Source organism: Winogradskyella schleiferi, assembly GCF_013394655.1.
Lineage (GTDB): Bacteria > Bacteroidota > Bacteroidia > Flavobacteriales > Flavobacteriaceae > Winogradskyella > Winogradskyella schleiferi.
In genome coordinates this window covers 3,103,816-3,130,285 of sequence record NZ_CP053351.1, presented here as the reverse complement: position 1 = coordinate 3,130,285, position 26,470 = coordinate 3,103,816, and the positions used below count along the sequence as shown (strand labels likewise).

Below are 26,470 nucleotides of genomic sequence, written 5' to 3'. Positions count from 1 at the left end.
GTATGTCGATATAAATTTAAAAATAAAACGACACAAAATGGCGATATAAATTTCTTATTTTGTGAACGTATTAAAACTGATAACCATTTAATTAAAAATATATGATTGCACGTGTTGGCATAAAAGGGAATTACATTGAAACCTTAGATGAAAAAGGAAAGCGCATAAAAAGAGCAGTCTTTCAAGGCGAATTTTTAGGTAATTCAAGTGAGATAGTAATTTTACAGAAGGGAAATTACACAGAAGTACTGGATGAAAACCTAAAGCGCTTATCAAGATTTGTAAATGATTTTGACCGTTTTTTAGGAGCATCTGGTGAAACTTTTTCGGTACAAGATGGAAATTATGCCGAGACCTATGATAAAAAAGGAAAACGTATAAGCCGTAAAGTAGCCTAATGATTACTTCAAGCATCATAGATGTTCCTAAAAAAGCAGGATTGCCAGATCAGCTTGGGATAGATGCCTATAAAAATGGCTTAACTAATTTTATAAATACAGCACAAACCCCTTTAACTATTGCTATTCAAGGCGAATGGGGAAGTGGAAAGACATCCTTGATGAACTCTGTTAAGCACGACTTGTGTGATAGTTCAGATAACTTTCAGGCTATATGGGTTAATACTTGGGAGTATTCACTATTAAGTGATGAATACACCACGATGACTAATATTATTCAAGGAGTTATAGGTTCTGTTATTTCGATTTTAGAAAAAGATAAAAATCAAAATGTACAAGCATTAAAAAAGAAAGCTTCTCGATTCTTAATGTCAGCCACAAAAAGTCTTATAAAGACTGGTACAAATATGGCGACAGCAGGAATTGCTGGAGACGCAGTAGATGCCCTTTGGGAAGAAAGTGCTGGACAATCTTCATTAAGAGATTTGCACGCTGAGTTACAAGAACAAATAAATACGTGTGTAAATAAAGATGAAAAGACAAAAGGCTTCTTGTTTTTTATAGATGACTTGGACAGAATAAACCCACCCGTAGCTGTACAAATATTAGAATTGCTTAAAAATATCTTTGACCTAGAGAATTGCATTTTCATTCTGGCCATAGATTATGATGTTGTTGTAAAAGGATTAGAACCAAAGTTTGGAAAAAAGACTTCTCAAAATGAAAGAGAGTTTAGATCTTTCTTCGAAAAGATAATCCAGTTACCCTTTACAATGCCAGTTGGTCAATATAAAATTGACAAGTTGATTTTAGAAGGTCTTCAAAAGATAAATTATTTTGAATCTAAAGACATTGATGAATCTACAGGCAAATCCATTGTAGAAATAAGCCACCAAACAGTAGGCTCAAACCCTAGAGCGATAAAACGATTATTGAATAGTTTATCTCTAGTAAAGAATGTAATGTTTGCGGTTGAACAGGAAAACAAACCATCCGATTTTCAGCAACTCATAAACATAGGTGTTTTTAGTATACAGATATCTTATCCTTTTATATATCGTGCTTTAGAACGTTATCCTGATTTTGAAAATTGGGATGAGCAGTTACTAGATACTTTTAAGATTGATAAGTTAAATGAAGAGTTAAAAGAACAGCTTAGTAAGAATGAATATTTTGATGAAGAATGGGAGCAGGTTCTATATCAACTTTGTCAAAGAGAAAGTTATTTGAGCACTAGAGCTATGCAAATCTCACGTTTGCTTAATACACTTAAATCTCTGATAGAAGATAATGCAAAAGAAGCGCTTGGAAGTTCAGAAGATTCTTCCGTTGGAGATATAATGAGTAATGCCATAGATGTAGCCTCGGTCACTAGCTATGATGACACGATTGAAGAAGTAAAACCTAAAGAAATTCACAAGTCACATTTTTTAAAAGGTTTAAATAATCGAGTTTCAAAATCTTTAATAGTATTAGCTAAAGAGTCTGGGATTGAACTTCAATACAATCAAAAGAGAGTTCAGTCTAATTTGACTTACATCATACAAAAGCCAAAGCACAGATATAGACTAGATTTTTCCATTCATCCAGGAGCAAAAGATTACCGTATTGAAACTAGATATGAATGTTGGTATTTTATAAAAGCTCCACATAAAAGTTTTGATTCTAACTTAAATGAACCTGATGCATTAGCGATAAAAGCAAGAGAGCGCTTCAATTCAACTTTAGCAAATTTGGAACAATTAGATAAAGAACTTCCTGAATACTATGATTTCAATCACGGAATAGCAAAGAATGACCATCACAATACAGTTGTTATGAGAATGAATACTCGTCTGCCTAATGCTTGGACATTTATCAACGAAGAAGAAAATCAAAAAGAATTTGCTAATGCTGTAGTGAAATTTCTAAAGGCAGTTGATGGAATTGAAATAGTGAATTAAAACCTAAATTCTCAAATGGTTTGATTTAGAGATTATTAACCCAATATCCTCCTTCAAAAAGTTTGAACTCTGTCCCTTCGAGGTCACCATTTTATTTAAAACGCTTTAAACTAAATGTTTAAAGCGTTTTTTAATTTAGCATCAAGTTGTGTATTTAATTGATTAAAATCGGTTTAAGGTTTGAACTTTTGTGAATTTTAAATGATACTCTTGCTTAATTTATATGATTACTTAGCTAAACATCTCTTCGTTTTTGTGATATTAAAAAAAAATAGTCTAACACTATCCTCTTAACAAATGTTAATTACACCGTACAATAATTAATTTATAATAAATCTAAACAAAACTAAGAATTCAATAATATTAACACACAAGAGTAGTAATAATATAGATTTTTAACAAAAAAATTACTAATCTGATTTTTAGATGTTTGCTCAATCAATTATTTTATTTTAAATTGCTTTTTTAATTAAGTTAACATTTTACACTTTATGGCAAACGTTCTATGGTTACAAGGAGGAGCGTGTAGTGGTAACACTATGTCTTTCCTTAATGCAGAAGAACCAACTGTGGTTGAATTAATCACAGATTTCGGTCTTAATATACTCTGGCATCCAACTACTGGATTGCAAATAGGAGATCAAGTTCAAGATTTATTAAAAGATATTCTTGCAGGAAAAGTTCAAATGGACATTCTTGTATATGAAGGCTCTTTAATTCAAGGTCCAGATAATACTGGTACGATGAATTATTTTGCTGATCGACCAATGATGGATTGGATTAAAGAATTATCTGAAGTAGCAGGTTACGTTGTTGCTATTGGGGATTGTGCAACTTGGGGAGGAATTCCTGCAGTAGCACCAAATCCTAGCGAATCTACTGGATTACAATTTCATAAAAAGAAAAAAGGAGGCTTCTTAGGTCACGATTATGTGTCTAAAGGTGGCTTGCCTGTTATAAATATTCCTGGTTGTCCAGCACATCCAGATTGGATTACTCAAATTCTTGTAGCAATTTCGGTTGGAAGAATTGGAGACGTATTAATTGATGATTACCACAGACCAAAAACATTCTTTACAGATTTTGTACAAGACGGTTGTACTAATGTGACCAATTTTGCTCAAAAAGTAGATGGCGGATTTGGTACACGTGGTGGATGTCTATTCTACGAAGTAGGATGTCGTGGACCAATGACTAGAGCAAGTTGTAATAATATCCTTTGGAATCGTCAGTCAAGTAAAACACGTTCTAACCATCCTTGTTTAGGATGTACAGAACCTGGATTTCCTCACAACGATTTAATGAAAGGTAGCGTCTTTAAGACAATGAAGCATTTAGGTGTATTCCCTAAGGAAGTGCCTGAAGGTCGAAGTAAATTAGCATACTATATGGAAGCAGGTTTCCAAAAAGTAATGCCAACTAATAAAAGAATAACAGAAACTTCTAAATAAGAATTAAAACTACTACAAAATGTCAGTAAAAGAATTAAATATATCACCAGTAGGACGTGTTGAAGGCGATTTAGATGTGAAAGTTTATATCGATAACGGAAAAGTAACACGTGCTCACACTCAAGCAGCAATGTTTAGAGGGTTTGAGAAAATAATGGAAGGCAAAGATCCGCAATCGGGTCTTATCGTAACACCTCGTATATGTGGAATTTGTGGAGGATCACATTTATATTGTGCATCATCTGCATTAGATACTGCTTGGGGAACTAAGTTAAGTCCAAATGCACTTCTTTTAAGAGCTATTGGTCAAGCTACAGAAACTATTCAAAGTATTCCGAGATGGTTTTATGCAATATTCGCGACCGATTTAGCAAATAAAAAGTATGCTGATCAACCTTTATATAAAGAAGTAGTAGAACGTTGGTCTGCATATGTAGGTACAACATTCCAAAAAGGACTAACAGCAAGTGGACTACCAGTTCAAGTATATGCATTGTTTGGCGGTCAATGGCCTCACTCAAGTTATATGGTTCCTGGCGGTGTAATGTGCGCACCTACGCTAAAAGATATTACTAGGGCACACTCAATTATGACGCAATTTAAGAACGACTGGTTAGAGACGATATGGTTAGGTTGTTCTATTGAACGTTATTTAGAGATTAAGTCATGGGATGATATGCTTGCTTGGGTAGAAGAAAATGATTCACATAAAAACAGTGATTTAGGTCTTCTTATAAGAGCAGGAATTGAGTTTGGCTTAGATAAATTCGGTCAAGGTGTTGGTAAATTCTTAGCAACAGGAACATACTTACACAAAGACAGATATAATAATCCAACTATTGAAGGTAGAAATGATGCCTTAATTAGTTCTAGCGGATTCTTTGATGGAGAAAACTATCACGAATTTGATCATATGAAAGTTAGCGAGCATGTAAAACATTCTTGGTACGATAATCAAGAAGATGGTTTACATCCTTGGGATGAACCTTTGCCAACACCTGCAAAGTCCCAACCGTTGCATCATACAGATTTTGATGGTCAATACAGTTGGTCTAAAGCACCAAGATATGATGGTCACGCTGCAGAAGCTGGACCTCTTGCTCGATGTATAATGAATGCAAATCCAAATAACAAAGATCATCAAATTCAAGATCCTTTATTTGGAGATATAATGAAGAAAATGGGGCCAAGTGTATTTACTCGTGTTTTAGCGAGGGTACATGAAGCACCACGTTTATATAAATTTATAGATCAATGGTTGTCTGAAATTGACCTTGACGGATCTTTCTATACAAAACCTGTTGAAAAGGACGGAAAAGGATTTGGGGCAACAGAAGCTGCTCGTGGAGCATTAGCGCATTGGATTGAAATTAAAGATGGTGTAATTAAAAACTATCAAGTAATGGCGCCTACAACGTGGAATGTTGGACCAAATGATGCCGAAGGTAACCCAGGACCTATTGAAGCGGCACTTGAAGGTATTGACATTGAAGATCCTAGTGATCCAGTAGAAGTTGGTATCGTTGCACGATCATTCGATTCTTGTTTGGTTTGTACCGTTCACGCACACGATCAAAAATCTGGAGTAGAATTATCTAGGTTTAAGTTATAAATAGATATAAATCAATTATTTATATAAACTTTCCTGAAGATGTTCTTCGGGAAAGTTTTTTAGTTTAATAGAAAAATATAAATATGAAAACAGCAGTAATGGGTTTTGGAAATCCTGTAAGAAGTGATGATGGTATTGGAATGTACGTCATTGAAGAATTACAAAAAATAATAGGAGATAATGATGCTGTAAATATTTTTGATATGGGCACTGCTGCTTTTGAAGTGCTTTTTGGTCTTAAAGGACACGATAAAATTTTGATGGTAGATGCTGTTATAAATACAGATGAACCAATTGGAACATTATTTAAAGTACCTGCAGAAGAAGTATTAAGAGCGCCACAAGACGATCCTATGGTATTCTTACATGGTATGAAGTGGGATCAAGCATTGTCGTACTCTAAAAAAATATTGGGAGATGATTATCCTGAAGACATACAAGTCTATTTAATTGCTGTGGAAAATACGAAGTTAGACACAGTATTAAGCGAAGAGGTAAAACAAGCTGGTGATAAAGTAGTAAATCATATTTTAGAAGACTTAAACCTTGCAAAAGTATAGTGGAAGAAGATAAAGTCATACTCAAATCGTCACACGTTTATTTAAGCGCAGAACTTGTTGAGAGATTATTTCAAAATATTCATTATGCTTATGTCACTTATGTTGTCGAACAAAAAAAAATGTTGATTACACCAGTTAGTAGTCAATGGTTTGTTAAAATGCATAAGCCTACACAGTTTTTATTGAAATCTAGAAACTTAAAAGGAGATAGAACACTAGCGATTAGAGAGATTTTAATAGATAATGATTTAGATACTGCCGACAGAATACTACAATATGAAATTGTAGAAAAAACAAATCTCATTAAAATAGCAATGTGATGGCAAAACGAAACGACCCTAAAAGTGCTTGGTTATTAGATGCAGAAGTGCGTACTAAAATTGAAGAAATAAAAGGACGTTGGGAAGTGTCGTTAGTCTTTGTAAACACAAAAGACCCAAATCAATTATTGGTTCGAAAAATAGGAGATTACAGATCAAAAAGATTAGCTGAAATTTATGCACTTAATATGCAAAAGACAGCTGCTAAAGATATTAGAGGAACACAAAAAGTAGATAAAAGTGCTTACAATTTTAACAAAAACTAATACAAAAAACACTATTGAGAATAGCATTAATTCTATCGATAGATTGAATGAGCTTGTTGCTGTAGTTACTGAAGAAAGTCAATTAAATGATGCTCACAAAATACTTGTAGTGTCAGAAAATGGTATGAGTGCGTCTTTAGATTGGGATGATACAGAACCACCTTATTTATTTCCAGAAATAGAATTTTCTCAAGAGCACCTTTTAGCTATGGTTTTTTATAAATTAGGAAACCATCAAAAGGCTTTCGAGTTTATTTCAGAAGAAAGCCCATTTTATAATCATTTATTAATTGCAACACATTTGCAGTTTGGCTATGCGATTAATGAAGATATGCAAGCTTTCGCAAAAGAAACTTCGCAACATAACAACTGCATCATTGAGCAATATGGAAATTTAGTATTGCGATGCGATTCAAATCAATTAAAAGCATTATATACTGAAACATTAGCAAATGCATCAAATGACGAGCTTCGATTATTTACAATCAAACATTTTGTTAATTTCTTATTGGATGCTAACGCGTATCAAGAAGCTGAGAAAATATTGCGACTATCCTTGCCAAAAGCCATTTCCGAAGCCTCAAAAAATGCAATTAATAGTTTGCTTGCAAATACATTAATGGCACAATTAAAAATGCCATATGATACTAGTAAACTTGTTGAGATTCAAGGATTACAACAAGCAAGTCTAGCCTTTTACGAAGACAAAAAATTAAAAGTGAATGCTGGTTTAATTCTTATTGAAGCTTCAGAGATTGCAAATTTTCAAGAAGATTTTATAAATTCTAAAAACTATATTAATAAAGCTATTTTATATTTTAAAGAAGCAGATATTCCTGAATTTTTAGGAGAAGCTGGGTTACGTAAAGCAACACTTTTATATACATGGTCTAAAAACGGAAGTCCTCAATACTATAAGCCAGCAATTAATGCTTTTCAAGACACATTAAAAATCTTTAAGCGCGACACACACCCTCAAAAATTCACAGAGATCCATCATAATTTAGCGCTTATTTATTCTGAAATACCAGTATCTTCAGAAGAAAAACCAATTTGGACAGCCTTTTGTGCGTCTTCTTTTAAAGAGGTTTTAGGGTTTTATACAAAAGAACAATACCCTTATGAATTTGCTATGGCAAGTCATAATTATGCTACAGCACTTATGAATTTTCCTGAGGCTAAATTACACAACAACTTAGATAAAGCTTTTGGGTTATTTGAAGATGCTTTAGCAGTTCGTACTACAAACGACTATCCTTTTGAGAGGGCTTTAACATTATTAAATCAATTAGAATTGTATTGGTTAATGCATAATGAAGACGAAAGTGCAGAGACACAAAAATATAATCAGATGGTTGAAAAAGCGACCTCTATTTCTACAATGGTAGATGATAAAAATCTAATAGAACAAGCAAATCAACATTTAGAACAACTTAAAAAATTAAAAACAATTTTAAACTAACAATGCACGAAACGTCTATAATAAATGGTATATACAGAACTCTTAAGCAAGAGTTTGAAGCAGAGAAACTTAATAAAATGACAGGTATTTACGTAAGAGTAGGCATATTGTCAAATATAGAGCCTCGACTTTTAATGAATGCATACGAAGCATCTCATATGACTAATCCAAGTTTTCAAAATGTAAAGCTCAACATAGAAATGTTAGCGCTTAAAATACAATGCGAAAGATGTAATCATATTACCGATGTAAAGCAGTATCGCTTTTTATGTGATAAGTGCCAGATACCCAGTAAAAATGTTATTCAAGGTGAGGAAATGTTAATACACAAAGTAGAATTTGATGATTAAGTAGCGATGTTAAAAAGAACATTAACATATACAGAACGAATTTTCGATACTTGCAAACAGTTTTATGAAAGTAAAAAAAGTTTGTATGCAACAAGTGTTGTTTTAGTTATAGCATTCGTTCTTTGTTCTCTATTAAGTGTACTAGTTATATCAGAATATATTAATCTTGGGTATTATCAAAGTAAGTTTGAAAATCCATTTTTTTCTATAGAAATTGTATTTACATTACTTTTAATTATTGAGTTATTTGGACTCATTTTTGTGCTACCACAGTCAGTTGCTAAATCTGTAGGGAAACAATTTGAATTATTATCGTTAATATTTTTAAGAGATGGTTTTAAAGAGTTTAGCCATATAGGAACAGATTTTAGTTGGGAACATATGCAAGATTCAATTATTCCTATGGTGGTTTATGGTTTTGGTGCGATTGTTATTTTCTCTCTAATAAGTATTACTGGAACATTGCAAAAACGCTTTAAATTAACATCAACAGAGGATGACCAAATTCAGTTTATAAGATTAAAAAAGTTGCTTGCTTTATTATTACTTCTTGCCTTTGCTGTAGTAGGATTTAACGATTTAAAAACGTTAATAATAACTGGCAGTTACTTACATTCTTTTCAAACTTTTTATACAGTGCTTATTTTTAGCGATATTATTATTGTGTTAATAGCATTACGCTATACACTTAATTATTATCGTATATTTAGATATTCAGCATTTGTACTGGCTACTATACTAATTCGTATTTCACTTTCAGCAGAAACATATTACAATGTTGCTATTGGTGTCACGGCTTGTTTATTTGTATTAGTACTTACAGCATCTTATAATTACTTTTTAAAAGACATTTCAAAAAATCAAATCATAAAACAATGAGTATAGAAAAATCTACTAAAGCCGCTCGTGGTACAGTACAATGTGAGAATACGAATCTAAACTTGCTAAAAGCAAACGACTATGTTGCAGATATTATTAAAGCAGAAATGTCTAAAAACAAAACGCTTTTAATAAATATTACCTCTTCCGCAGGAAGTGGAAAAACCACATTAATGCAACAAACGGCAGAACGATTAAAAGACAAATTAACTATGGCTGTAATGGTTGGTGATTTGGAAACAGAACGAGATGCTATTCGTATTCGTGAAACTGGTATCCAAGCATTACAAATTGTAACTGGAGGTATTTGCCACCTCGAAGCACAAATGATTCATCAGGTTTTACCAGAATATAAATTGGAAGATATTGATTTGCTCTTTATTGAAAACGTTGGAAACCTTGTGTGTCCTGCATCTTTCGATTTAGGTGAAGATTTTAGAGTAACGCTTATGGCAACAACTGAAGGTGATGATAAACCAAAAAAATATCCAAGAATGTTTTTAACAAGCGATATGATGTTGGTTTCAAAATCAGACTTATTGCCTTATGTTCCTTTCTCAGTGGAAGCAGTAACAAAAGATGCACGTGAAGTCAATCACGAACTTGAAGTGATACAAATATCTTCTATTAATGGAGAAGGAATGGATGCTTGGTGCGACTGGTTATTAGATAAAGTAAAAGCTAAAAAAGAAGACTGAAGATTGCATATAAAGACATTTAAAATACAAATAAAAGGACGTGTTCAAGGTGTTGGATTCCGTCCTTTTATATTTAATTTGGCAAACCAATACCAATTAAAAGGAACGGTTTCAAACAACGAAAATGGTGTCATTATTTATTGTAATGCTTCTAAAGAAAAGGCTGAAGCATTTTTAGTAAATATACTTCAGGATAAACCTGAAGTTGCAATAATAACCTCACATACAATTATTGAAGCTTCTAATGTTGAATATGTCGATTTTACAATTATTCCTTCTGAATCAAATGCGCAAATCAACATACCATTAACACCAGACTTTGCAGTTTGTCAATCCTGTAAAACGGATATTTCAAATTTAGAAAATAGACGATTTAATTACGCCTTTACAACCTGTGTGCATTGCGGACCACGTTATGCAATTACCACAAAATTTCCTTTTGAAAGAGCACATACTTCAATAGCTGATTTTAAAATGTGTAGTGATTGTGGTGAAGAATATGCTAATCCAAATGACAGGCGATTTCATTCTCAAACCAATTCTTGTTCAACTTGTGGTATCCAATTACGCTTAACAAACAATTTAGGAAGAGCTACTAAAAGCGATAGTATTAGTAAGGTGTCTCAATTGCTTTCCGAAGGAAAAATTATAGCTATTAAAAATACCAACGGTTATGTTTTATGTTGTGATGCTTCAAATCCTCAAACTATTAAAGAATTAAGAAAACGAAAAAAAAGACCCAATAAACCATTTGCAGTATTATATCCTTCAATTGAATTAATTAAAAAAGAATTTGAATTATCGTCTTACGAGCAGGTAGCTTTACAGTCTAGAGTTGCACCAATTGTAATTCTTCAAAACACTAAAAACATAAGTGTTTCTGTAAATGCTATAGCACCAAATTTAAACCAAACTGGTGTGATGCTTCCGTCGTCAAGTCTTTTACAGTTGATTATAAAAACCTTAAACAAACCAATAGTTTGCACAAGTGGTAATAGTCACGGTTCGCCAATTATTTCAATAGAGAAAGAAGCAAATAAAAACTTAAAGGACATTGCTGATTATTTTTTACATCACAATCTCGATATTCAGTTTCCGCAAGATGATTCTGTGGTTAGATTTGCCAGCGAACAACAAATTATATTAAGACGCTCTAGAGGTTTAGCACCAAATTATATTGATATAAAAATCAAGTCTAAAGCACCTGTTTTGGCTATGGGAGCGCATTTAAAAAGTACTTTTACATTTGTGCCTAATGAACAAACGTATGTGAGTCAATACTTTGGAAACTTAGATAGTTACGAGGTTTTAGAACGTTACAAGGCAACTATTAATCAGTATGTACATTTGTTTGAAACAAAACCAAAAACTATTCTTATTGATAAGCATTTGCAATACCAAAGCAGTAGTCTTGGAAATGAATTTGCTTTAGGATGGAACACTAGTATTCAGGAAATTCAACATCATAAAGCACATTTTACAAGTGTATTAGGTGAACATAATCTATTTACTTCTAAAGAGAAAATATTAGGTGTCGTTTGGGATGGAACTGGTTTAGGTGAAGATAATGCTATTTGGGGAGGTGAGTTTTTTGCTTATCAAAATAATGAAATAGAACGATTATCTCACTTTGAATATTACGATTGGTTAGCTAATGATAAAATGGCGAAAGAGCCACGATTAGCATTATTTAGTCTTTTAGATGATTATAATAAAGAAATTATTAAGCATAAATTTTCTGAAACTGAATGGAGCATCTATTCAAAAACAATTAAATCAAATAGTTTAAAAACATCATCTGTTGGAAGACTATTTGATGCGGTAGCTTCCGCATTAGATATTTTAGATATAAATACATTTGAAGCTGAAGCACCTATGCTACTTGAAAATTGCGCAAATACTTATTCTAAAAGTTATTATATCGATTTTTTGCATAAAAAAGAATACGATGAAGTACCTTCAAAACTGATTATTAACGCCATATTAAAAGCACATAGAGAAGGCTTTTGCAAAGAGCGATTAGTCTATAGTTTTATTTACACTTTAGCTAAATCAATAATTAAAATGGCTAAAAAATACGAGTTTAAAATTATAGCTTGTAGTGGTGGTGTATTTCAGAATGCTTTATTGGTTTCAATATTAAGTCAAATAGCGAAAAAAGAAGATATTAATTTAAAATTTAATTGTAAATTGTCTAGCAATGACGAGAATATATCATTTGGACAATTGATGTATCAACAACATATAAAAAATTAAAGACATGTGTTTAGCAATCCCTGGAAAAATAAAAAGTATTGAACTGCAATATGGTGGTGCATTACGAATGGCAACAGTTAATTTTGGAGGTATTACCAAAGAAGCTAGTTTAGAGATGTTGCCATCTGCAGATATTGGAGATTATGTGTTGGTTCACGTAGGTGTTGCCATAAGTAAAGTAGATGAAGAAGAAGCTAAAAAAACCTTTAAATACCTTAAAGAAATTGGGGAATTGGGAGATTTGGTTGATGTAGATAATTACATACCTGAAGACACAGTTTCTGGAGAAATTTCATTAGATGAAGTAACAAAAAACTAGGAATGCTAATTTGTAAAAAGGTGCTATTATGAAGTATATGAAAGAATACCGAGATCCTGAATTAGCAAAGGAGTATCTCGAAGAAATAAAGAAAACCGTTACACAACCTTGGTCTATTATGGAAGTTTGTGGCGGACAAACACATAGCTTAGTAAAAAACGGAATTATAGATATGTTACCAAAAGAGGTTACTATGATTCACGGTCCAGGTTGTCCTGTTTGCGTAACATCTTTAAGTTTAATAGACAAAGCCATTCATTTAGCACTAAATGAAAATGTTATTTTATGCTCCTTTGGAGATATGTTGCGTGTTCCTGGTTCAAAAATTAATTTATTAGAAGCAAAAGCAAAAGGTGCAGATATTCGTATTTTATATTCACCTTTAGAAGCTGTAAGAATTGCTGAAGATAATCCTGATAGAGAAGTTGTATTTTTTGCTGTAGGTTTTGAAACTACTGCACCAGCAAATGCATTATCAGTAATTCATGCGCACAGAAGAAAAGTAAGCAATTATTCTATTTTAGCTTCTCACGTATTAGTGCCACCTGCAATAAAGGCGGTTATTGATGATGAAGAAAGCAAAATTGATGGTTTCCTAGCTGCAGGTCATGTGTGTACTATTATGGGAAATTCAGAATACTATCCTATATCACAAGAACATAAAGTACCAATAGTCGTTACAGGTTTTGAACCTTTAGATGTCCTTCAAGGTATCTTGATGGTGCTTCGTCAATTAGAAGCAGATAAAGCTGAAGTTGAAAATCAATATTCAAGAATAGTAAGAGAAGAAGGTAATATTGAAGCACAAAAAATCATTTCGGATGTTTTTGAAATTAAAAACCAAGTTTGGAGAGGTATTGGTGAGATTCCTGAAAGCGGTTACGCTGTAAGAGAAAAATACGCCAATTTCGATGCCAATAAAAAGTTTTCTATCACTATTGAAGAAGCGCCAGAACATCCAGATTGTATTTCTGGTCAAATAATGAAAGGTATTAAAAAACCTTTTGAGTGTGCTCAGTTTGGTAAAAAATGTAAACCTTCATTTCCTCTTGGAGCACCAATGGTAAGTAGTGAAGGTGCTTGCGCAGCTTACTATCATTTCTCTGGCTTAATTGAAGCTTAATCCTTAAATCAAACAACCTTAAATGTCGGATTCAAAAAAATTACGAATGCAATTGCAATGCCCAATGCCAAAGTTAGACTTTGATGTTATAACACTTGGTCATGGTAGTGGAGGCACATTAACAAATAAACTACTCGATTCTGGAGTTTTCGATTTATTAAGTAATGATATTCTTGATGAAAGACATGATGGTGCTTTCCTAGAAATGAATGGAAAAATGGCATTCTCTACAGATAGTTTTTTAGTCTCACCTATTTTTTTTCCTGGCGGAAATATTGGAGAATTAGCGGTTAACGGAACAGTTAACGATTTGGCTATGTGTGGTGCTATTCCTAAATATTTATCCTTAAGTTTTATTATTGAAGAAGGACTTAAAATGACTGAATTTTGGGAGATTTTAGTAGCTATTAAATATGCTTGTGAAAAAGCAGGTGTTAAAGTTGTTACTGGAGATACTAAAGTTGTAGAAAAAGGAAAAGGAGATAAAATATTCGTTAATACTTCAGGTGTTGGTAGTATCCATCCTAAAGCAAATATTAGTGAAAAGAATATAAAGGTTGGTGATAAAATTATTGTAAGTGGTAATATAGCGACACACGGAATGGCAATTATGTCTGTACGTGAAGGACTAGAGTTTGATTCTACAATTGAAAGTGATACCATGAATTTAAACCACACAATTATAAATTTAATCGAACAGTTTGGTGAAGATATTCATCTACTTACAGATCCAACTCGTGGTGGTGTTGCAACTGTTTTAAAAGAAATTGCATTGTCTTCCAATATTGGTATTGATATAGCGCAACGCGATTTACCAATAAACGATCAAGTGGCAAGTGCATGTGAGCTATTAGGTTTAGATCCATTATATGTTGCTAATGAAGGCTTATTTTTAAGTTTTGTAGACGCTTCTATTGCTGATGCGTTTATAGAAACACTACAAAAAGATGAAAACGGTACACACGCAAAAATTATAGGAACTGTTGTTGAAGAACATCCTAAACAAGTTATCATGGAAAGCGCTATTGGCGGAAAACGTGTGGTAAGTATGCTTCCTGGAGAACAATTACCAAGAATCTGTTAATCTATGGATTTTAAAACACTGGGAGACCAAGTTACTAATGGACGTTTGTTTAGAGGTTCAAAACAAAACCCTTTTTTAGCACCGAGAGGTGTTTTTGTAGCAAAGAACAAACTTTTTGTATCAGACACTGGACAAAATCGTGTTTTTATTTGGAATACAATCCCTACTTCAGAATTTCAAGAACCAGACATTATTTTAGGGCAATTAGACGTTTCAGATAGTGGAAGAAACGCTGGAGGCAATGTTTCGTCTACCACATTGCAATATCCTTCTGGAATATGGAGTGATGGCGAAAAATTAATTGTTGCAGATGCCTGGAATCACAGAGTGCTTATTTGGAATGCGATTCCTACAGAAAATGCACAACCTGCTGATGTGGTTTTAGGTCAACCAAATTTTGACGCCAATTTACCCAATGTAAAAGGGATAGGGAACGACCCAAGTGCAAAGTCGTTTAACTGGCCTTACGGACTGTTTTCTGACGGTAAAAGCCTTTGGATTGCTGACACTGGAAATAGACGCATCTTATTTTATAATACTATTCCGACCGAAAATTACACCGAAGCCGATGAAGTAATTGGTAAACAATCATTTACAACACGAGACTACAATAATGACGAGCCTATTTGGCCTTATTCCATTAAAATAAATAGCAAAGGTCAAATGGCGGTTGCAGACACGCAATTCTATCGTGTACTCATCTGGGATAAAAAAGAAGATGCACTTTCAAAACCTGCTGATGTTATTATTGGTCAAGATGATTTTGATGCTTGTGGGCAGAATCAATTTAGACTAGCGCCAGAAGCAAACACGCTCAATTGGACTTATGATGCTTGTTTTTATAAAGAGGGTATTTTAGTAAATGATACTGGCAATAGCCGAATTTTAAAGTTTAACAAAATTCCAAATGAAAATAACGTTTCCGCGGAAACAGTAATTGGACGTGAAGATTTTAAAACAAGTAGTGAGTTTAAAGGGAATATGCACGGAACGAAAAGCGCTATTTATTGGCCGTTTTCCATTACAACCGAAGGTGATACTTTATTCATTGCAGATACCGGAAACCACAGGCTTGTTATCTGTGAATTAAAAAGTGAGAAATAACCAATATATTCCTATAACCACAGCAAATAAGCCTCCTGCAAACCGAATACCTTTAAAAAATAAAGGATGATTTGCATCTTTTGAATAACGTGCAATATTACCTAATATCAATGCGTACACAGTCATAGCGAGTACAGTACCAATTGCAAATCCTACGATATATTGAATACCCTCAACTTTTGTTTCAAAAGCTAGTACAGGAAGCAATAGAATAAAGTGTGCTACACCAGCCAAACCGTGAATAAAACCGATACTAAGAGATGATACTATATTCTGCTTGAGTTGTTTTTTATGAGTATGTTCATCACTTTTTGTTGAATAGGTGTGAATATGTGTATGACCATCGCTGTGCGTATGTGGATGCGTATGCTTTTTCTTTTCATTAAAAATGCGATAGAATGCCCATAGACCAACAGCAATTAGCACTAATGCGACCAGTTGCTCACTATAACCAGAAATAGTTTCGATAGGAATAACTTCTTTAAATAGTAAGAATAATACTCCTATTAGTAACATTCCAATTAAATGTCCAAAACCCCAAACTAGTCCTATTTTCCATCCTTTTCTTTGTGAGGAAATTGCAAGAGGTGTGACAGCAGCAAGATGGTCAGGACCAGAAATAACGTGAAGAATTGAGGCTAGTATGGCTGAAAATAATGTTGTAATCAAAACGGTCTAAATATTTTTATAAAAATTGAAGTTAATTATTTCTAATTTAACACCAAATTTTAATTGACTGAAATTTTCTCGTAGCTAAATTAGAATGTTATTACATGTTTGATTTTGAGATAATTATTCTTATATCTTCATTCAAAAAGTTTGAACTCTGTCTTCTCGAGGTCACGAATAAATAAGAAAAGGTTAAGAGAAATTGAGTTGACTCAAAATTTCTCTTAACCTTTTCTTATTTTCAAAGCGGAGCTTTGCTGGATGCGTGGAGCGAATCCTGTTTGTGATTATTAATAATTAATAAAATATCTAAACGCAAAAATTTTGAACTCTTTCCTGTCGAGGTCACTAGATTAGATTTAATTAAATTCATTACCCCACGTTTCCGAGGAAACATGGGGTTTTTGCATTCAGTTGATTTCGGTAAAACATTTAGAGATTATTTGATCACGCTGTAAGGCCTTTGGTTGCTAGTTGGTTGATGTGATTGTAGTGGTTGTCATTTTTTTGTTCCACAATTTTTTAAACAATATCTGTAACTTTGACAAAAACTTGCACACCCTGTTTTAAGTAGAATTAATATAGATGATAAAATATTAATACTTGTTGCGGTCAATCAGTTTGAATAGTCTGTCAGCTTAGGATAAAGTTCTTTAACCAAAACTTTAGGGAGCTGCTACTATGACCGACATGTAAAATAAATCCTTAAATATTTGATAATAATAAGTTGAAGGTTTTCAACATTTGTCATAAATTACGCCTAACTTCTTGAAGTTAATGGTTTTCCAAATAGTATCAAATATGAAAAACTATACATTAATCTAATTTGATAGTGTCAATTTATTATCTTTACAACATTGACTAAACTATTTTCCATATCGTTTTCTATAATTATCCTAATGCAGAGCTTTGGGATCAATCTCAATGATTTATCGCAAATCGATGAATTGATTGAGCACGCTCAGTTCCATAATGAACAGTATGGTGATAATGTCATTGTCTTTATTTCTAAGCACTATGGAGAGCTTAAGGCAGATCACAATAGAGAACATCAAGAAGAAAAAGAAGACCATGAGCAGCTACCTTTTCAACATGTTTCGCATACATCTACCATAACGGCTTTTGTTTTAAATATAAATAAAGACGATTCTAAAACATTTGAATTTTCAGAATTTAAAGAACATACCTTCTTTTATCAGATACCTTCATCGTCAATACATTCCGAAGGAATACTCCAGCCACCAAGGCATTCATAATTTAATTTCCATTTATTTTTTGTTTCCTATTCTTCCAATGAATTAGGGACTGTAAACAATTATTATTTATGAAAAGATGCTTTCACATATTATCAATTTCAGCTTAAAGAATAAGTTTATTATTCTTTTGATGACCACATTTATCATTGGGTTTGGGTTGTATTCATTAACTCAAATTTCCATAGGTGCCGTACCTGATGTGACTAACAATCAGGTGCAGGTCATTACCACATCTCGCAACCTATCCACACAGGATATGGAGCAATTTATAACCTATCCCGTAGAACTGGAAATGGCAAACTTGCCAGGTGTTCAGGAAATTCGTTCGGTATCAAAATTTGGACTCTCCGTAGTGACCATTGTTTTTGATGACGATATGGGTACTTTTTTACCACGTCAGTTAATTGCCGAAAAAATTAAATCGGCAACAGAAAAAATTCCTGAAGGTTTTGGAACGCCCGAAATGGGGCCTATTACCACTGGACTTGGCGAAATTTATCAATATATTCTCGATGTAGAGCCAGAATTTAAAGACCGTTACACCGCACAAGATCTGCGAACAATTCAAGATTGGATTGTAAAACGCCAACTTTCAGGAATTCCTGGTGTGGTAGAAGTAAACACTTGGGGCGGATTTTTAAAACAGTATGAAGTTGGGATAGACACAGACAAGCTCAATGCAATGAATATTACAGCGCAAGAAGTTTTTACCGCACTGGAAATGAATAATAGCGTTTCTGGTGGAGGCTACATTGAAAAGGTTAATCAGGCTTATTTTATACGTGGCGAAGGACTGATTTCCTCTTTGGACGATATCAAAAATATCGTGATTAAGAATGAAGATAATTTTCCAATTTATATAAAAAATGTAGCAAACGTTGGTTTTGGTAGTGCGACTCGTTTCGGAGCCATTACAGGAAATGGTGAAGGCGAGAAAGTGCTCGGTCAAGTAATGATGCTCAAGGATGCTAATTCCAAAAAAGTCATCGAAGCGGTTAAAGAGCGTGTTGCTGAAATCTCTAAATCGTTGCCAGAAGGGGTTTATATCAACGCTTTTTTAGATAGAAGTGAATTGATAGGTAAGACTACATTTACGGTTTCAGAAAACCTGATCTTGGGATGCTTGATTGTGATTTTTGTAGTTGTTTTAATGTTGGGAAATTTCCGTTCTGGACTCGTAGTGGCTTCGGTTATTCCACTATGTTTGTTGTTTGCCCTGTCGTTGATGTACATTTTTGGCGTCGATGCAAATTTGATGTCGCTAGGTGCTATTGATTTTGGAATCATTATCGATGGCGCGGTGATAATAGTCGAGTTTATCGCTTTTAGGATTACTCTAAAAGCAGATGAGATTAATGCTTATTCAAAAGCTGAACGTCAAGGATTAAAGGATAAAATCACATTTAAAGGTGCCTCAAAAATGATGAACTCTGCCATCTTTGGACAATTAATTATTTTGATTGTCTTCATCCCAATTCTTTCCTTATCTGGCGTAGAAGGAAAAATGTTTAAACCAATGGCGTTGACCTTTAGCTTTGCATTAATCGGTGCGATGTTGTTATGCTTTACCTACGTACCTGTGGCTGCTTCACTGTTTTTAAAACCGTCTAAAGTAAGTGATAAGAATATTTCAGTACGCCTTATGAGATGGCTCAACAAATTATATGAGCCTAGCATCCATTGGGCATTACATAGCAAGCGTTTGGTTTTGGCAATGGCCAGTGTTTTACTTGCGGTTTCTATCTATTTATATACCACAATGGGTGGTGAATTTGTGCCAACTCTAGATGAGGGCGATTTTGTAATTCAACCTGTATTAAAAACTGGAACGTCTTTGAGCAATACGGTGAAAATCACTACCGAAATCGAAAAGATATTACTCAGTGAATTCCCAGAGGTTAAGCAAGTAGTCACCAGAATTGGCGCTGCCGAAGTCCCAACAGACCCGATGTCCATGGAGGAAAGTGATGTGATCATCGTTTTGAAACCTAAAAGCGAATGGGTTTCTGCCACAAGTAAAGACGAACTCGCCGATAAGTTTAAAGAGGCACTCGCTATTATACCAGGAATGGAAGTGGAATTTACACAACCTATCGAGATGCGCTTTAACGAATTAATCACTGGTGTGAGAGCCGATATTGCCGTCAAGATTTTTGGAGAGGACTTGAACATTCTTGCTAAAAAAGGAAACGAAATAGGCGAATTAATAGCTGATGTGCCTGGTGCTGCGGATATATCGGTGGAAAAAATCGCTGGTTTGCCAGAGATGAATGTAAAATTCAATAGAGCTAAAATTGCGCGTTACGGACTTAATATTCAGGACGTAAATGATATGGTGTCCATGGGTTTTGCTGGTCGTAGCGCTGGTAGCGTTTTTGAAGGCGAAAAGCGGTTTGATTTAGTGGTACGGTTAAATAAAGCAAAACGTCAAGACCTTAATAACCTTAATAATCTATACATCGATTTACCTAACGGCAGTAAAATTCCGCTACGCGAACTCGCGGATATTACCTATCAAAAAGGCGCAGCAAAAATATCCAGAGATGATACACGACGAAGAATTGTAGTAGGAATTAATGTTCGTAATCGCGATTTGCAATCGGTTGTTGATGATGTTCAAAAACTGATAGATGAAAATGTGAAACTTCCTGTTGGTTACAGTATAACCTATGGCGGCCAATTTGAAAACCTTGAAAGTGCTAAATCCCGCTTGCTTATTGCCGTTCCTATTGCGCTTGTCTTGATTTTTGTATTGCTTTATTTCGCTTTCAAATCGGTTAAGGAAGCTTTGATGATTTTTTCGGCAATTCCATTGGCTGCTGTTGGTGGCGTCTGGTTGTTATGGCTACGTGACTTGCCGTTTAGTATTTCGGCAGGCGTTGGATTTATTGCCTTATTCGGTATTGCAGTACTTAACGGAATTGTACTCATAGAACATTTTAAAGAACTTAAAAAAGAAGAACGATTTACAAATATTAACGATTTGATAAAGCAAGGAACCAAAGACAGATTGCGAGCCGTTTTGCTCACAGCAATGGCAGCTGCATTAGGATTTTTACCGATGGCGATTTCCACAAATGCTGGTGCCGAAGTACAACGACCACTTGCAACAGTAGTGATAGGTGGGTTGATAACAGCTACTTTATTAACTCTTGTGGTATTACCTGTACTATATTCTTATTTCAGCAGTACTAAGACAATAAAAAAAGTATCAACTGGAAAAAAGGTTGCTGGTATAACAATTATTTTACTGTTATTTTCATTGCAATTGAAAGCACAGCAAAAGCCGTTGACCTTGGAAGAACTTGTTCCTCTGGCCATTGCAAATAATGCGGCACTCAACGCTGCTCAGTTGGAAATAGATAAATCTGAATCGCTTATAAATAGTGCGTTCAGTTTTGATAAAACGCAAGTTTATTATGAGTTTGATGAAAACAATCTTGCTGTAAATAATGAACCTATCCAAGTGTTTGGAATTCAGCAGGATTTTAAATTTCCGACGGTTTATTTCTCTGAAAAGAAACGCAACCAAAGAAGTTACGATGTTTCCAATAGCAGGTATGCCATTCAGAAAAAAGGAATTACACGCAAGGTGACAGCCGCTTTTTATAGCTATCAGGTCGCCAAAGAAAAACAGCGTGTTCTTAAAACTTTGGACAGTTTATACTCAGATTTTGCAAGAATAGCCAAAAGACGCTTTGAATTAGGAGCAACCAATTATCTGGAAAAAATTTCAGCTGCGTCTAAACAAAAACAGATTAACATCAATTATCTGGAAACACAGCGAGATGTTGCTTTGGCTTACAACCATTTGGTAAAAGTGGTTCAATCCAAAGACACACTGAGAGTTGTAGATAGCACTATATTGAAAGCATCTTTACAGATGATAGATATTTCAAATAGCGAGGAACTCCAGTTTTATAAAAATCGAGTTGCCTTACTTGAAGCACAGCGGAGTTTTGAAAAACAACAATTGTTGCCAGACATAAGTTTCAACTATTTTCAAGGAACTAATTCAGGACTAAATGATAATTTATACGGCTATCAAGTTGGTTTAAAAATTCCGCTGCTATTCGGTGGACAATCAGCGCGAATAAAAGCCGCAGGAATCTCCAAGAAAATTGTAACCCAAGAATCTAATGAGTATAACATACAGCTCAACGCAAAGTTCAAACAGCTTACTGAGCAACTAAATCAGTTAAAAATGGCTCTTGCTTATTATGAAGATGAAGGCAGTAATCTGTCTGAGGAAATTCTGAAAACCGCCAACGGAAGTTTTCGAAATGGTGAGATTGATTTTTATCAATACATCCAAAGTATCGAAAGCGCCTATGAGGTCAAATTGGCCTATCTCAGCACCTTAAATGAATACAATAACATTGTGATTAACCTTAATTACCTAACCTTATAAATAAAGCATTATGCGAGAAATACTATATAAAATGATCTTATTATCAATGGTACTGACACTCTTGAGTTGTGGAAATAATAAGACCAATTCAGAAAACGCTATTTCAACTTCTGAAATTGATGATAGGATATTTGTGTCAAAAGCACAATTTGAAAGTAATAAAATGACGCTCGGCAACATTACGGTTATGCAATTTCCAGTAAGCGTTCAAACTACGGGAATGATAGACGTTCCGCCAGAAAACCGTGCTGTAGTCAATGCCACAATGGGTGGTTATATTAAAACCACACCCTTATTAATAGGCGATAAAGTAAGGAAAGGACAAGCACTGGTTACTATTGAAAATCCTGAATTTGTGACCATTCAGCAAGAATATATGGAAGTTAATGAACAACTTGCTTATTTACAATCCGAGTACGAAAGACAGCAAAAAATGAAAGCAGAAAATATTACCTCACAAAAAAGTTACCTTCAGGCAGAAAGTGCCTTTAAAACGGCTAAAGCAAGGCATAACGGTTTAAAAAAACAGCTTCAAATGCTCAACATTTCACCAGCAAATGTAGAGTCTGGAAATATTCGTTCTGTAGTGACTATTTATGCACCCATTTCTGGTAGTATTACTAAGGTCAATGTTACCAAAGGTACTTACGTTTCTCCAGCAACGGCTATTTTAGAAATTGTGAATAACGACCACATTCATTTGGAGTTATCAGTTTTTGAAAAGGATATAATGAAGCTCAAAAAAGGACAGAAAATCAATTTTAAAATCCCAGAATCTTCTTCAGAAACCTATGAAGCCGAAGTACACTTAATAGGAACAGCTATTGAAGATAATAGAACCATAAAGGTTCACGGGCACATTAAGAACGAGAAAGAAATCAATTTTTTACCTGGTATGTTTGTAGACGCAGGGATTGTTATTGAGTCGGCTATCGCGAAAGCGTTACCAGAAACAGCCATTGCCACAATTGAAGATGATAGCTACTTGTTAGTACTCCATGAAGAAACAGCAGAAGGTTACTATTTTGAGCAAGTCGAAGTTAAAATAGGTGACACAATGAATCAATTTGTAAGTATTATAGCATCAGATGCGTTTCAAAAAGAAGCTACATTTTTAACTAATGGCACCTTTAGTCTCGTAGGAGAATCAGGTGGACACGACCATTAATTATGGAAAATCAAGAAAAGCATTATACCAATCGAAGCGGCTGGTTACGGGCTGGCGTTCTCGGTGCAAACGATGGTATTTTGTCAACGGCAAGTATCATCATAGGTGTAGCAGCAGCTAGCAGTACTCGTGAACCTATTATTATTGCTGGAGTAGCTGGATTGGTAGCAGGAGCTCTGTCAATGGCCGCTGGAGAATATGTTTCAGTAAGTTCTCAAACTGATATTGAAAAATCAGATTTGAAACGAGAGAAACAAGAACTCATAGACATGCCTGGGGAAGAACTTATAGAGCTAGCCAAAATCTATGAAAACAGAGGATTAATACCAGAAACTGCCCTGGAAGTAGCTACCCAACTCACGGCACACAACGCACTTGAAGCACACGCGAGAGACGAGTTGGGTATAACGGAACTTACAGAAGCAAAACCATTACAGGCGGCACTTTCCTCGGGAATTGCATTTACCATAGGCGGATTTCTGCCTGTTGTGGTGGCATATGTTGCCCCGTTAGATACAATGGAATATATACAGTATGTATTTGCTATTTTATTTCTAATTGTTTTAGGAATTGTTTCTGCAAGAACAGGTGGTTCCAAAGTTTTAAAACCTATTCTGCGCATTACTTTTTGGGGTACGCTAGCGATGGGAATAACTGCAATAATCGGCCATTTGTTCAATGTCAATGTGGTTTAAAGTGTGGAAAATGTAAGTTGCAATGACAATTAAAGAACAGCTCAATAATCAATTTGGTTTTAAGAATGATAACCTCTTAAAAGGGTTGTCTTCGGAAGTGTATCAACTGTTAACGGCCAACTTGGAAACCTATTCATTCAAAGCAGGAAACTTTATTTTTAAGGAAGGCGAAAAGCCCAAAGGAATATATCGCATCAAAACAGGAAAAGTAAAGAAGTTTACCCATACAAATTTCGGCGCACAACATATATTTTATGTCTGTAAAGAACAAGAATATTTGGGCTATCACGCTATTCTGAGTGAAGAATATTATCAGGATTCAGCTGCTGCTCTTACAGATGGGGAAATCGACTTCATACCAAAAGCAGACTTTGAAAAAGCGGTAAATACGTGTCATTTATTGTCGCAGCGATTATTGAAGAATTTAAGTCACGAGTTCGGTGTGTTTATCAAGACCACTAAGTTGCTTGCCAAGCATACCGTTAGAGAAAGGGCCGCTTTAACTCTTTTGATTCTAGAGGGTAAATATGCAAATGGATCGACCCACGCGACCGAAATAATCATTCAGCGCGAAGACTTGGCAAGTATGGTAGGTACCGCAAAGGAATCCGTAGTGCGAATGCTGAAAGATTTTAAAGATGAACAACTTATAACAACAAAAAGAAGTAGCATTTTTATAAGAGATTATGAGGGTCTTGTGAAAGTAGCCAATTTATTCTGAAGACTATCGCGACACAAGTTGATAAATATCAATGTAAGTAATGAGCATAAAAACCGTTTAGTATAGTATAATTGTGAATTAATCATTTCTATGAATAAATTTTTTTTAATAGCCATAGCGCTAATAGTTAACATTGTTAATGTAGAGGCACAAGAGTGGCAAACAGATTTCGCAAAAGCAAAAGAAATAGCTGCAAAAGAAAGTAAACCCATAATTCTTGTTTTTCAAGGTTCAGACTGGTGCGCACCTTGCATAAAACTAGATAGAGAGGTGTGGAGTACAGAAACATTTAAAACATATGCCGCAGCGCATTATGTAATGCTTCAAGCGGATTTTCCCCGAAAAAAGAAAAATGCATTACCCGATCTGCAATCAAAAGCTAATGCCAAATTATTTGAAACGTATAATAAAAATGGCTTTTTTCCCTTTGTAGTTGTTTTGAATGCCAAAGGAGAAGTTTTAGGTGAAACAAGCTATAAAAAGACAACACCAGAAAAGTATATAACAACACTAAACTCATTCATAAAATAAGTTGAAAGCACTAATTACTTCATTCATTATATTATTTTCAATAGTCGTTCATACACAAGAGCCATATAAACGAACGCTAAAATTAATGGGCAGTCGTTTTGATATTACGGTGATTGCAAATGATTCAGTGGATGCTAATAAGTATATTGATACCGCTGTTACCGAAATTACCAGAATTGAAAAACTTATCTCCTCTTGGGATGTCCATTCTCAAACTTCGGCAATAAATAAAAATGCTGGTATTAAACCTATCAAAGTTGATACGGAATTATTTCAATTAATAGAACGTGCTATTAGCATTTCTAAACTTACCGATGGTGCTTTTGATATCAGTTATGCCTCCATGGATAGGATTTGGAATTTTGACGGTAGTATGACAGAGATGCCTTCGGAAGACGAAATTAATGCATCAGTATCTAAAGTGGGTTTTCAGAATATTATCCTCAACAAAGAAAATAACACCGTTTTTCTGAAGCTCGAAGGAATGAAAATAGGTTTTGGTGCCATAGGGAAAGGCTACGCAGCAGATAAAGCTAAAGCATTGTTGATGGCGAAAGGTGTGTCTTCAGGAATTATAAATGCATCTGGCGATATGAATACTTGGGGAAAACAACCCAATGGTAGTGAATGGAAAGTTGCTATCACAAATCCAATGGCTAAAAACAAGGTCTTTGCATTATTGCCTATTACTGATGGTGCCGTAGTAACCTCTGGAAATTATGAAAAATATGTCAACCTTAATGGTAAACGATATACACACATCATTGACCCAAGAACAGGATATCCATCTAGTGGAATTATAAGTGTCACTGTTTTTGCGCCCAAAGCAGAATTGGCCGACGCTCTGGCGACATCTGTATTTGTGATGGGGAAGGAAACAGGATTGGATCGTATCAATCAACTACCAAAAGTAGAATGTATCATCATAGATGATAAAGGAAATATTACGAAGTCAAAAAATATTGAAATTGATAAACTATGATAAAAAAAACAATAATGCTCGCTATGGTATCTTGCTTTTTCAGTAGTTGCGTAGTGGTAAAAGACTATGAAAAGGTAAATATCAACGATCCAGATATGGCATTGACAGAAAAGAAATGTGACCGTAATGTGACTACGGCACATTCCTACCGAGAAGCAGCAGTGGGTGCCAATGGAGGAAAAACAGGAGGCGGCTGCGGTTGTAATTAACCA

The 26,470-nt window shown here is 34.5% G+C and carries 25 protein-coding genes; 24 read left to right on the top strand and 1 reads right to left on the bottom strand.

Annotated features, from left to right (window positions below):
* Positions 1-101: 101 nt before the first annotated feature.
* From HM990_RS13560 to HM990_RS13485, 16 genes are all read left to right on the top strand, one after another.
* Positions 102-398 carry a hypothetical protein gene (locus HM990_RS13560; RefSeq protein ID WP_042269890.1) on the top strand — a complete coding sequence of 99 codons (297 nt, stop codon included), beginning with the start codon at positions 102-104 and terminating at the stop codon, positions 396-398.
* The gene (locus HM990_RS13555) at positions 398-2,341 is read left to right on the top strand and encodes a KAP family P-loop NTPase fold protein (RefSeq protein ID WP_178989457.1); all 1,944 of its coding nucleotides are present in this window, start codon (positions 398-400) and stop codon (positions 2,339-2,341) included. Before HM990_RS13560 ends, HM990_RS13555 begins: the two co-directional genes overlap by 1 nt.
* Before the next feature lie 491 nt (positions 2,342-2,832).
* Positions 2,833-3,792: an NADH-quinone oxidoreductase subunit B family protein gene (locus HM990_RS13550; RefSeq protein WP_178989456.1), complete on the top strand. Its 960-nt coding sequence runs from the start codon at positions 2,833-2,835 to the stop codon at positions 3,790-3,792.
* 19 nt (positions 3,793-3,811) lie between these two features.
* Positions 3,812-5,404 carry a nickel-dependent hydrogenase large subunit gene (locus tag HM990_RS13545; RefSeq protein ID WP_178989455.1) on the top strand — a complete coding sequence of 531 codons (1,593 nt, stop codon included), beginning with the start codon at positions 3,812-3,814 and terminating at the stop codon, positions 5,402-5,404.
* An 83-nt stretch (positions 5,405-5,487) separates the two neighbouring features.
* The gene (locus tag HM990_RS13540) at positions 5,488-5,964 is read left to right on the top strand and encodes a hydrogenase maturation protease (protein WP_178989454.1); all 477 of its coding nucleotides are present in this window, start codon (positions 5,488-5,490) and stop codon (positions 5,962-5,964) included.
* A complete protein-coding gene (locus tag HM990_RS13535; RefSeq protein WP_178989453.1) occupies positions 5,964-6,284 on the top strand; it encodes a hypothetical protein in 321 nt (106 codons plus the stop codon). Before HM990_RS13540 ends, HM990_RS13535 begins: the two co-directional genes overlap by 1 nt.
* A complete protein-coding gene (locus HM990_RS13530) occupies positions 6,284-6,550 on the top strand; it encodes a hypothetical protein (protein WP_178989452.1) in 267 nt (88 codons plus the stop codon). Before HM990_RS13535 ends, HM990_RS13530 begins: the two co-directional genes overlap by 1 nt.
* The gene (locus HM990_RS13525; RefSeq protein WP_178989451.1) at positions 6,525-8,012 is read left to right on the top strand and encodes a hypothetical protein; all 1,488 of its coding nucleotides are present in this window, start codon (positions 6,525-6,527) and stop codon (positions 8,010-8,012) included. The genes HM990_RS13530 and HM990_RS13525 overlap by 26 nt, the downstream gene beginning before the upstream one ends.
* A 2-nt stretch (positions 8,013-8,014) precedes the next feature.
* A complete protein-coding gene (locus HM990_RS13520; RefSeq protein WP_178989450.1) occupies positions 8,015-8,362 on the top strand; it encodes a hydrogenase maturation nickel metallochaperone HypA/HybF in 348 nt (115 codons plus the stop codon).
* Positions 8,363-8,368: 6 nt separating this feature from the next.
* The gene (locus tag HM990_RS13515; protein ID WP_178989449.1) at positions 8,369-9,241 is read left to right on the top strand and encodes a hypothetical protein; all 873 of its coding nucleotides are present in this window, start codon (positions 8,369-8,371) and stop codon (positions 9,239-9,241) included.
* Positions 9,238-9,939, top strand: a complete 702-nt coding sequence (hypB, locus tag HM990_RS13510; RefSeq protein ID WP_178989448.1) for a hydrogenase nickel incorporation protein HypB — start codon at positions 9,238-9,240, stop codon at positions 9,937-9,939. The genes HM990_RS13515 and hypB overlap by 4 nt, the downstream gene beginning before the upstream one ends.
* A 3-nt stretch (positions 9,940-9,942) precedes the next feature.
* Positions 9,943-12,195: a carbamoyltransferase HypF gene (gene hypF, locus HM990_RS13505; protein ID WP_178989447.1), complete on the top strand. Its 2,253-nt coding sequence runs from the start codon at positions 9,943-9,945 to the stop codon at positions 12,193-12,195.
* A gap of 4 nt (positions 12,196-12,199) precedes the next feature.
* Positions 12,200-12,514 (top strand): HypC/HybG/HupF family hydrogenase formation chaperone, encoded by a 315-nt coding sequence (locus tag HM990_RS13500; RefSeq protein ID WP_178989446.1) that lies wholly within the window; start codon positions 12,200-12,202, stop codon positions 12,512-12,514.
* 28 nt (positions 12,515-12,542) lie between these two features.
* Positions 12,543-13,637, top strand: coding sequence for a hydrogenase formation protein HypD (hypD, locus tag HM990_RS13495; RefSeq protein WP_178989445.1), 1,095 nt, complete (start codon positions 12,543-12,545; stop codon positions 13,635-13,637).
* Between the two features lie 22 nt (positions 13,638-13,659).
* Positions 13,660-14,721 carry a hydrogenase expression/formation protein HypE gene (hypE, locus tag HM990_RS13490; protein WP_229719270.1) on the top strand — a complete coding sequence of 354 codons (1,062 nt, stop codon included), beginning with the start codon at positions 13,660-13,662 and terminating at the stop codon, positions 14,719-14,721.
* 3 nt (positions 14,722-14,724) lie between these two features.
* Positions 14,725-15,825: an NHL repeat-containing protein gene (locus HM990_RS13485; protein WP_178989444.1), complete on the top strand. Its 1,101-nt coding sequence runs from the start codon at positions 14,725-14,727 to the stop codon at positions 15,823-15,825.
* Here HM990_RS13485 and HM990_RS13480 read toward each other — a convergent pair.
* Positions 15,808-16,494: an urease accessory protein UreH domain-containing protein gene (locus tag HM990_RS13480; protein ID WP_178989443.1), complete on the bottom strand. Its 687-nt coding sequence runs from the start codon at positions 16,492-16,494 to the stop codon at positions 15,808-15,810. The genes HM990_RS13485 and HM990_RS13480 overlap by 18 nt on opposite strands.
* Positions 16,495-17,351: 857 nt before the next feature.
* Between HM990_RS13480 and HM990_RS13475 the strand changes: the two genes are divergently transcribed.
* From HM990_RS13475 to HM990_RS13440, 8 genes are all read left to right on the top strand, one after another.
* Positions 17,352-17,750, top strand: coding sequence for a hypothetical protein (locus HM990_RS13475; protein ID WP_178989442.1), 399 nt, complete (start codon positions 17,352-17,354; stop codon positions 17,748-17,750).
* Positions 17,751-17,826: 76 nt separating this feature from the next.
* Positions 17,827-22,161 carry a CusA/CzcA family heavy metal efflux RND transporter gene (locus tag HM990_RS13470; protein ID WP_178989441.1) on the top strand — a complete coding sequence of 1,445 codons (4,335 nt, stop codon included), beginning with the start codon at positions 17,827-17,829 and terminating at the stop codon, positions 22,159-22,161.
* 10 nt (positions 22,162-22,171) lie between these two features.
* A complete protein-coding gene (locus HM990_RS13465; protein ID WP_178989440.1) occupies positions 22,172-23,329 on the top strand; it encodes an efflux RND transporter periplasmic adaptor subunit in 1,158 nt (385 codons plus the stop codon).
* Positions 23,330-23,331: 2 nt separating this feature from the next.
* Positions 23,332-24,024 (top strand): VIT1/CCC1 transporter family protein, encoded by a 693-nt coding sequence (locus HM990_RS13460; RefSeq protein ID WP_178989439.1) that lies wholly within the window; start codon positions 23,332-23,334, stop codon positions 24,022-24,024.
* Between the two features lie 22 nt (positions 24,025-24,046).
* Positions 24,047-24,745, top strand: a complete 699-nt coding sequence (locus HM990_RS13455) for a Crp/Fnr family transcriptional regulator (RefSeq protein WP_178989438.1) — start codon at positions 24,047-24,049, stop codon at positions 24,743-24,745.
* A 90-nt stretch (positions 24,746-24,835) separates the two neighbouring features.
* Positions 24,836-25,276, top strand: coding sequence for a thioredoxin family protein (locus HM990_RS13450; RefSeq protein ID WP_178989437.1), 441 nt, complete (start codon positions 24,836-24,838; stop codon positions 25,274-25,276).
* Between the two features lies 1 nt (position 25,277).
* Positions 25,278-26,258: an FAD:protein FMN transferase gene (locus HM990_RS13445; protein ID WP_229719269.1), complete on the top strand. Its 981-nt coding sequence runs from the start codon at positions 25,278-25,280 to the stop codon at positions 26,256-26,258.
* Entirely contained in the window at positions 26,255-26,467 is a 213-nt protein-coding gene (locus HM990_RS13440; protein ID WP_178989436.1) for a DUF4266 domain-containing protein, read from the top strand. Before HM990_RS13445 ends, HM990_RS13440 begins: the two co-directional genes overlap by 4 nt.
* Positions 26,468-26,470 lie beyond the last annotated feature (3 nt).

Coding starts and splice junctions, on each gene's coding strand:
- HM990_RS13560 (WP_042269890.1), top strand. CDS start 102: ATGATTGCACGTGTTGGCATAAAAGGGAATTACATTGAAACCTTAGAT.
- HM990_RS13555 (WP_178989457.1), top strand. CDS start 398: ATGATTACTTCAAGCATCATAGATGTTCCTAAAAAAGCAGGATTGCCA.
- HM990_RS13550 (WP_178989456.1), top strand. CDS start 2,833: ATGGCAAACGTTCTATGGTTACAAGGAGGAGCGTGTAGTGGTAACACT.
- HM990_RS13545 (WP_178989455.1), top strand. CDS start 3,812: ATGTCAGTAAAAGAATTAAATATATCACCAGTAGGACGTGTTGAAGGC.
- HM990_RS13540 (WP_178989454.1), top strand. CDS start 5,488: ATGAAAACAGCAGTAATGGGTTTTGGAAATCCTGTAAGAAGTGATGAT.
- HM990_RS13530 (WP_178989452.1), top strand. CDS start 6,284: ATGGCAAAACGAAACGACCCTAAAAGTGCTTGGTTATTAGATGCAGAA.
- HM990_RS13520 (WP_178989450.1), top strand. CDS start 8,015: ATGCACGAAACGTCTATAATAAATGGTATATACAGAACTCTTAAGCAA.
- HM990_RS13515 (WP_178989449.1), top strand. CDS start 8,369: ATGTTAAAAAGAACATTAACATATACAGAACGAATTTTCGATACTTGC.
- hypB (WP_178989448.1), top strand. CDS start 9,238: ATGAGTATAGAAAAATCTACTAAAGCCGCTCGTGGTACAGTACAATGT.
- HM990_RS13500 (WP_178989446.1), top strand. CDS start 12,200: ATGTGTTTAGCAATCCCTGGAAAAATAAAAAGTATTGAACTGCAATAT.
- hypD (WP_178989445.1), top strand. CDS start 12,543: ATGAAGTATATGAAAGAATACCGAGATCCTGAATTAGCAAAGGAGTAT.
- hypE (WP_229719270.1), top strand. CDS start 13,660: ATGTCGGATTCAAAAAAATTACGAATGCAATTGCAATGCCCAATGCCA.
- HM990_RS13485 (WP_178989444.1), top strand. CDS start 14,725: ATGGATTTTAAAACACTGGGAGACCAAGTTACTAATGGACGTTTGTTT.
- HM990_RS13470 (WP_178989441.1), top strand. CDS start 17,827: ATGCTTTCACATATTATCAATTTCAGCTTAAAGAATAAGTTTATTATT.
- HM990_RS13465 (WP_178989440.1), top strand. CDS start 22,172: ATGCGAGAAATACTATATAAAATGATCTTATTATCAATGGTACTGACA.
- HM990_RS13460 (WP_178989439.1), top strand. CDS start 23,332: ATGGAAAATCAAGAAAAGCATTATACCAATCGAAGCGGCTGGTTACGG.
- HM990_RS13455 (WP_178989438.1), top strand. CDS start 24,047: ATGACAATTAAAGAACAGCTCAATAATCAATTTGGTTTTAAGAATGAT.
- HM990_RS13450 (WP_178989437.1), top strand. CDS start 24,836: ATGAATAAATTTTTTTTAATAGCCATAGCGCTAATAGTTAACATTGTT.
- HM990_RS13440 (WP_178989436.1), top strand. CDS start 26,255: ATGATAAAAAAAACAATAATGCTCGCTATGGTATCTTGCTTTTTCAGT.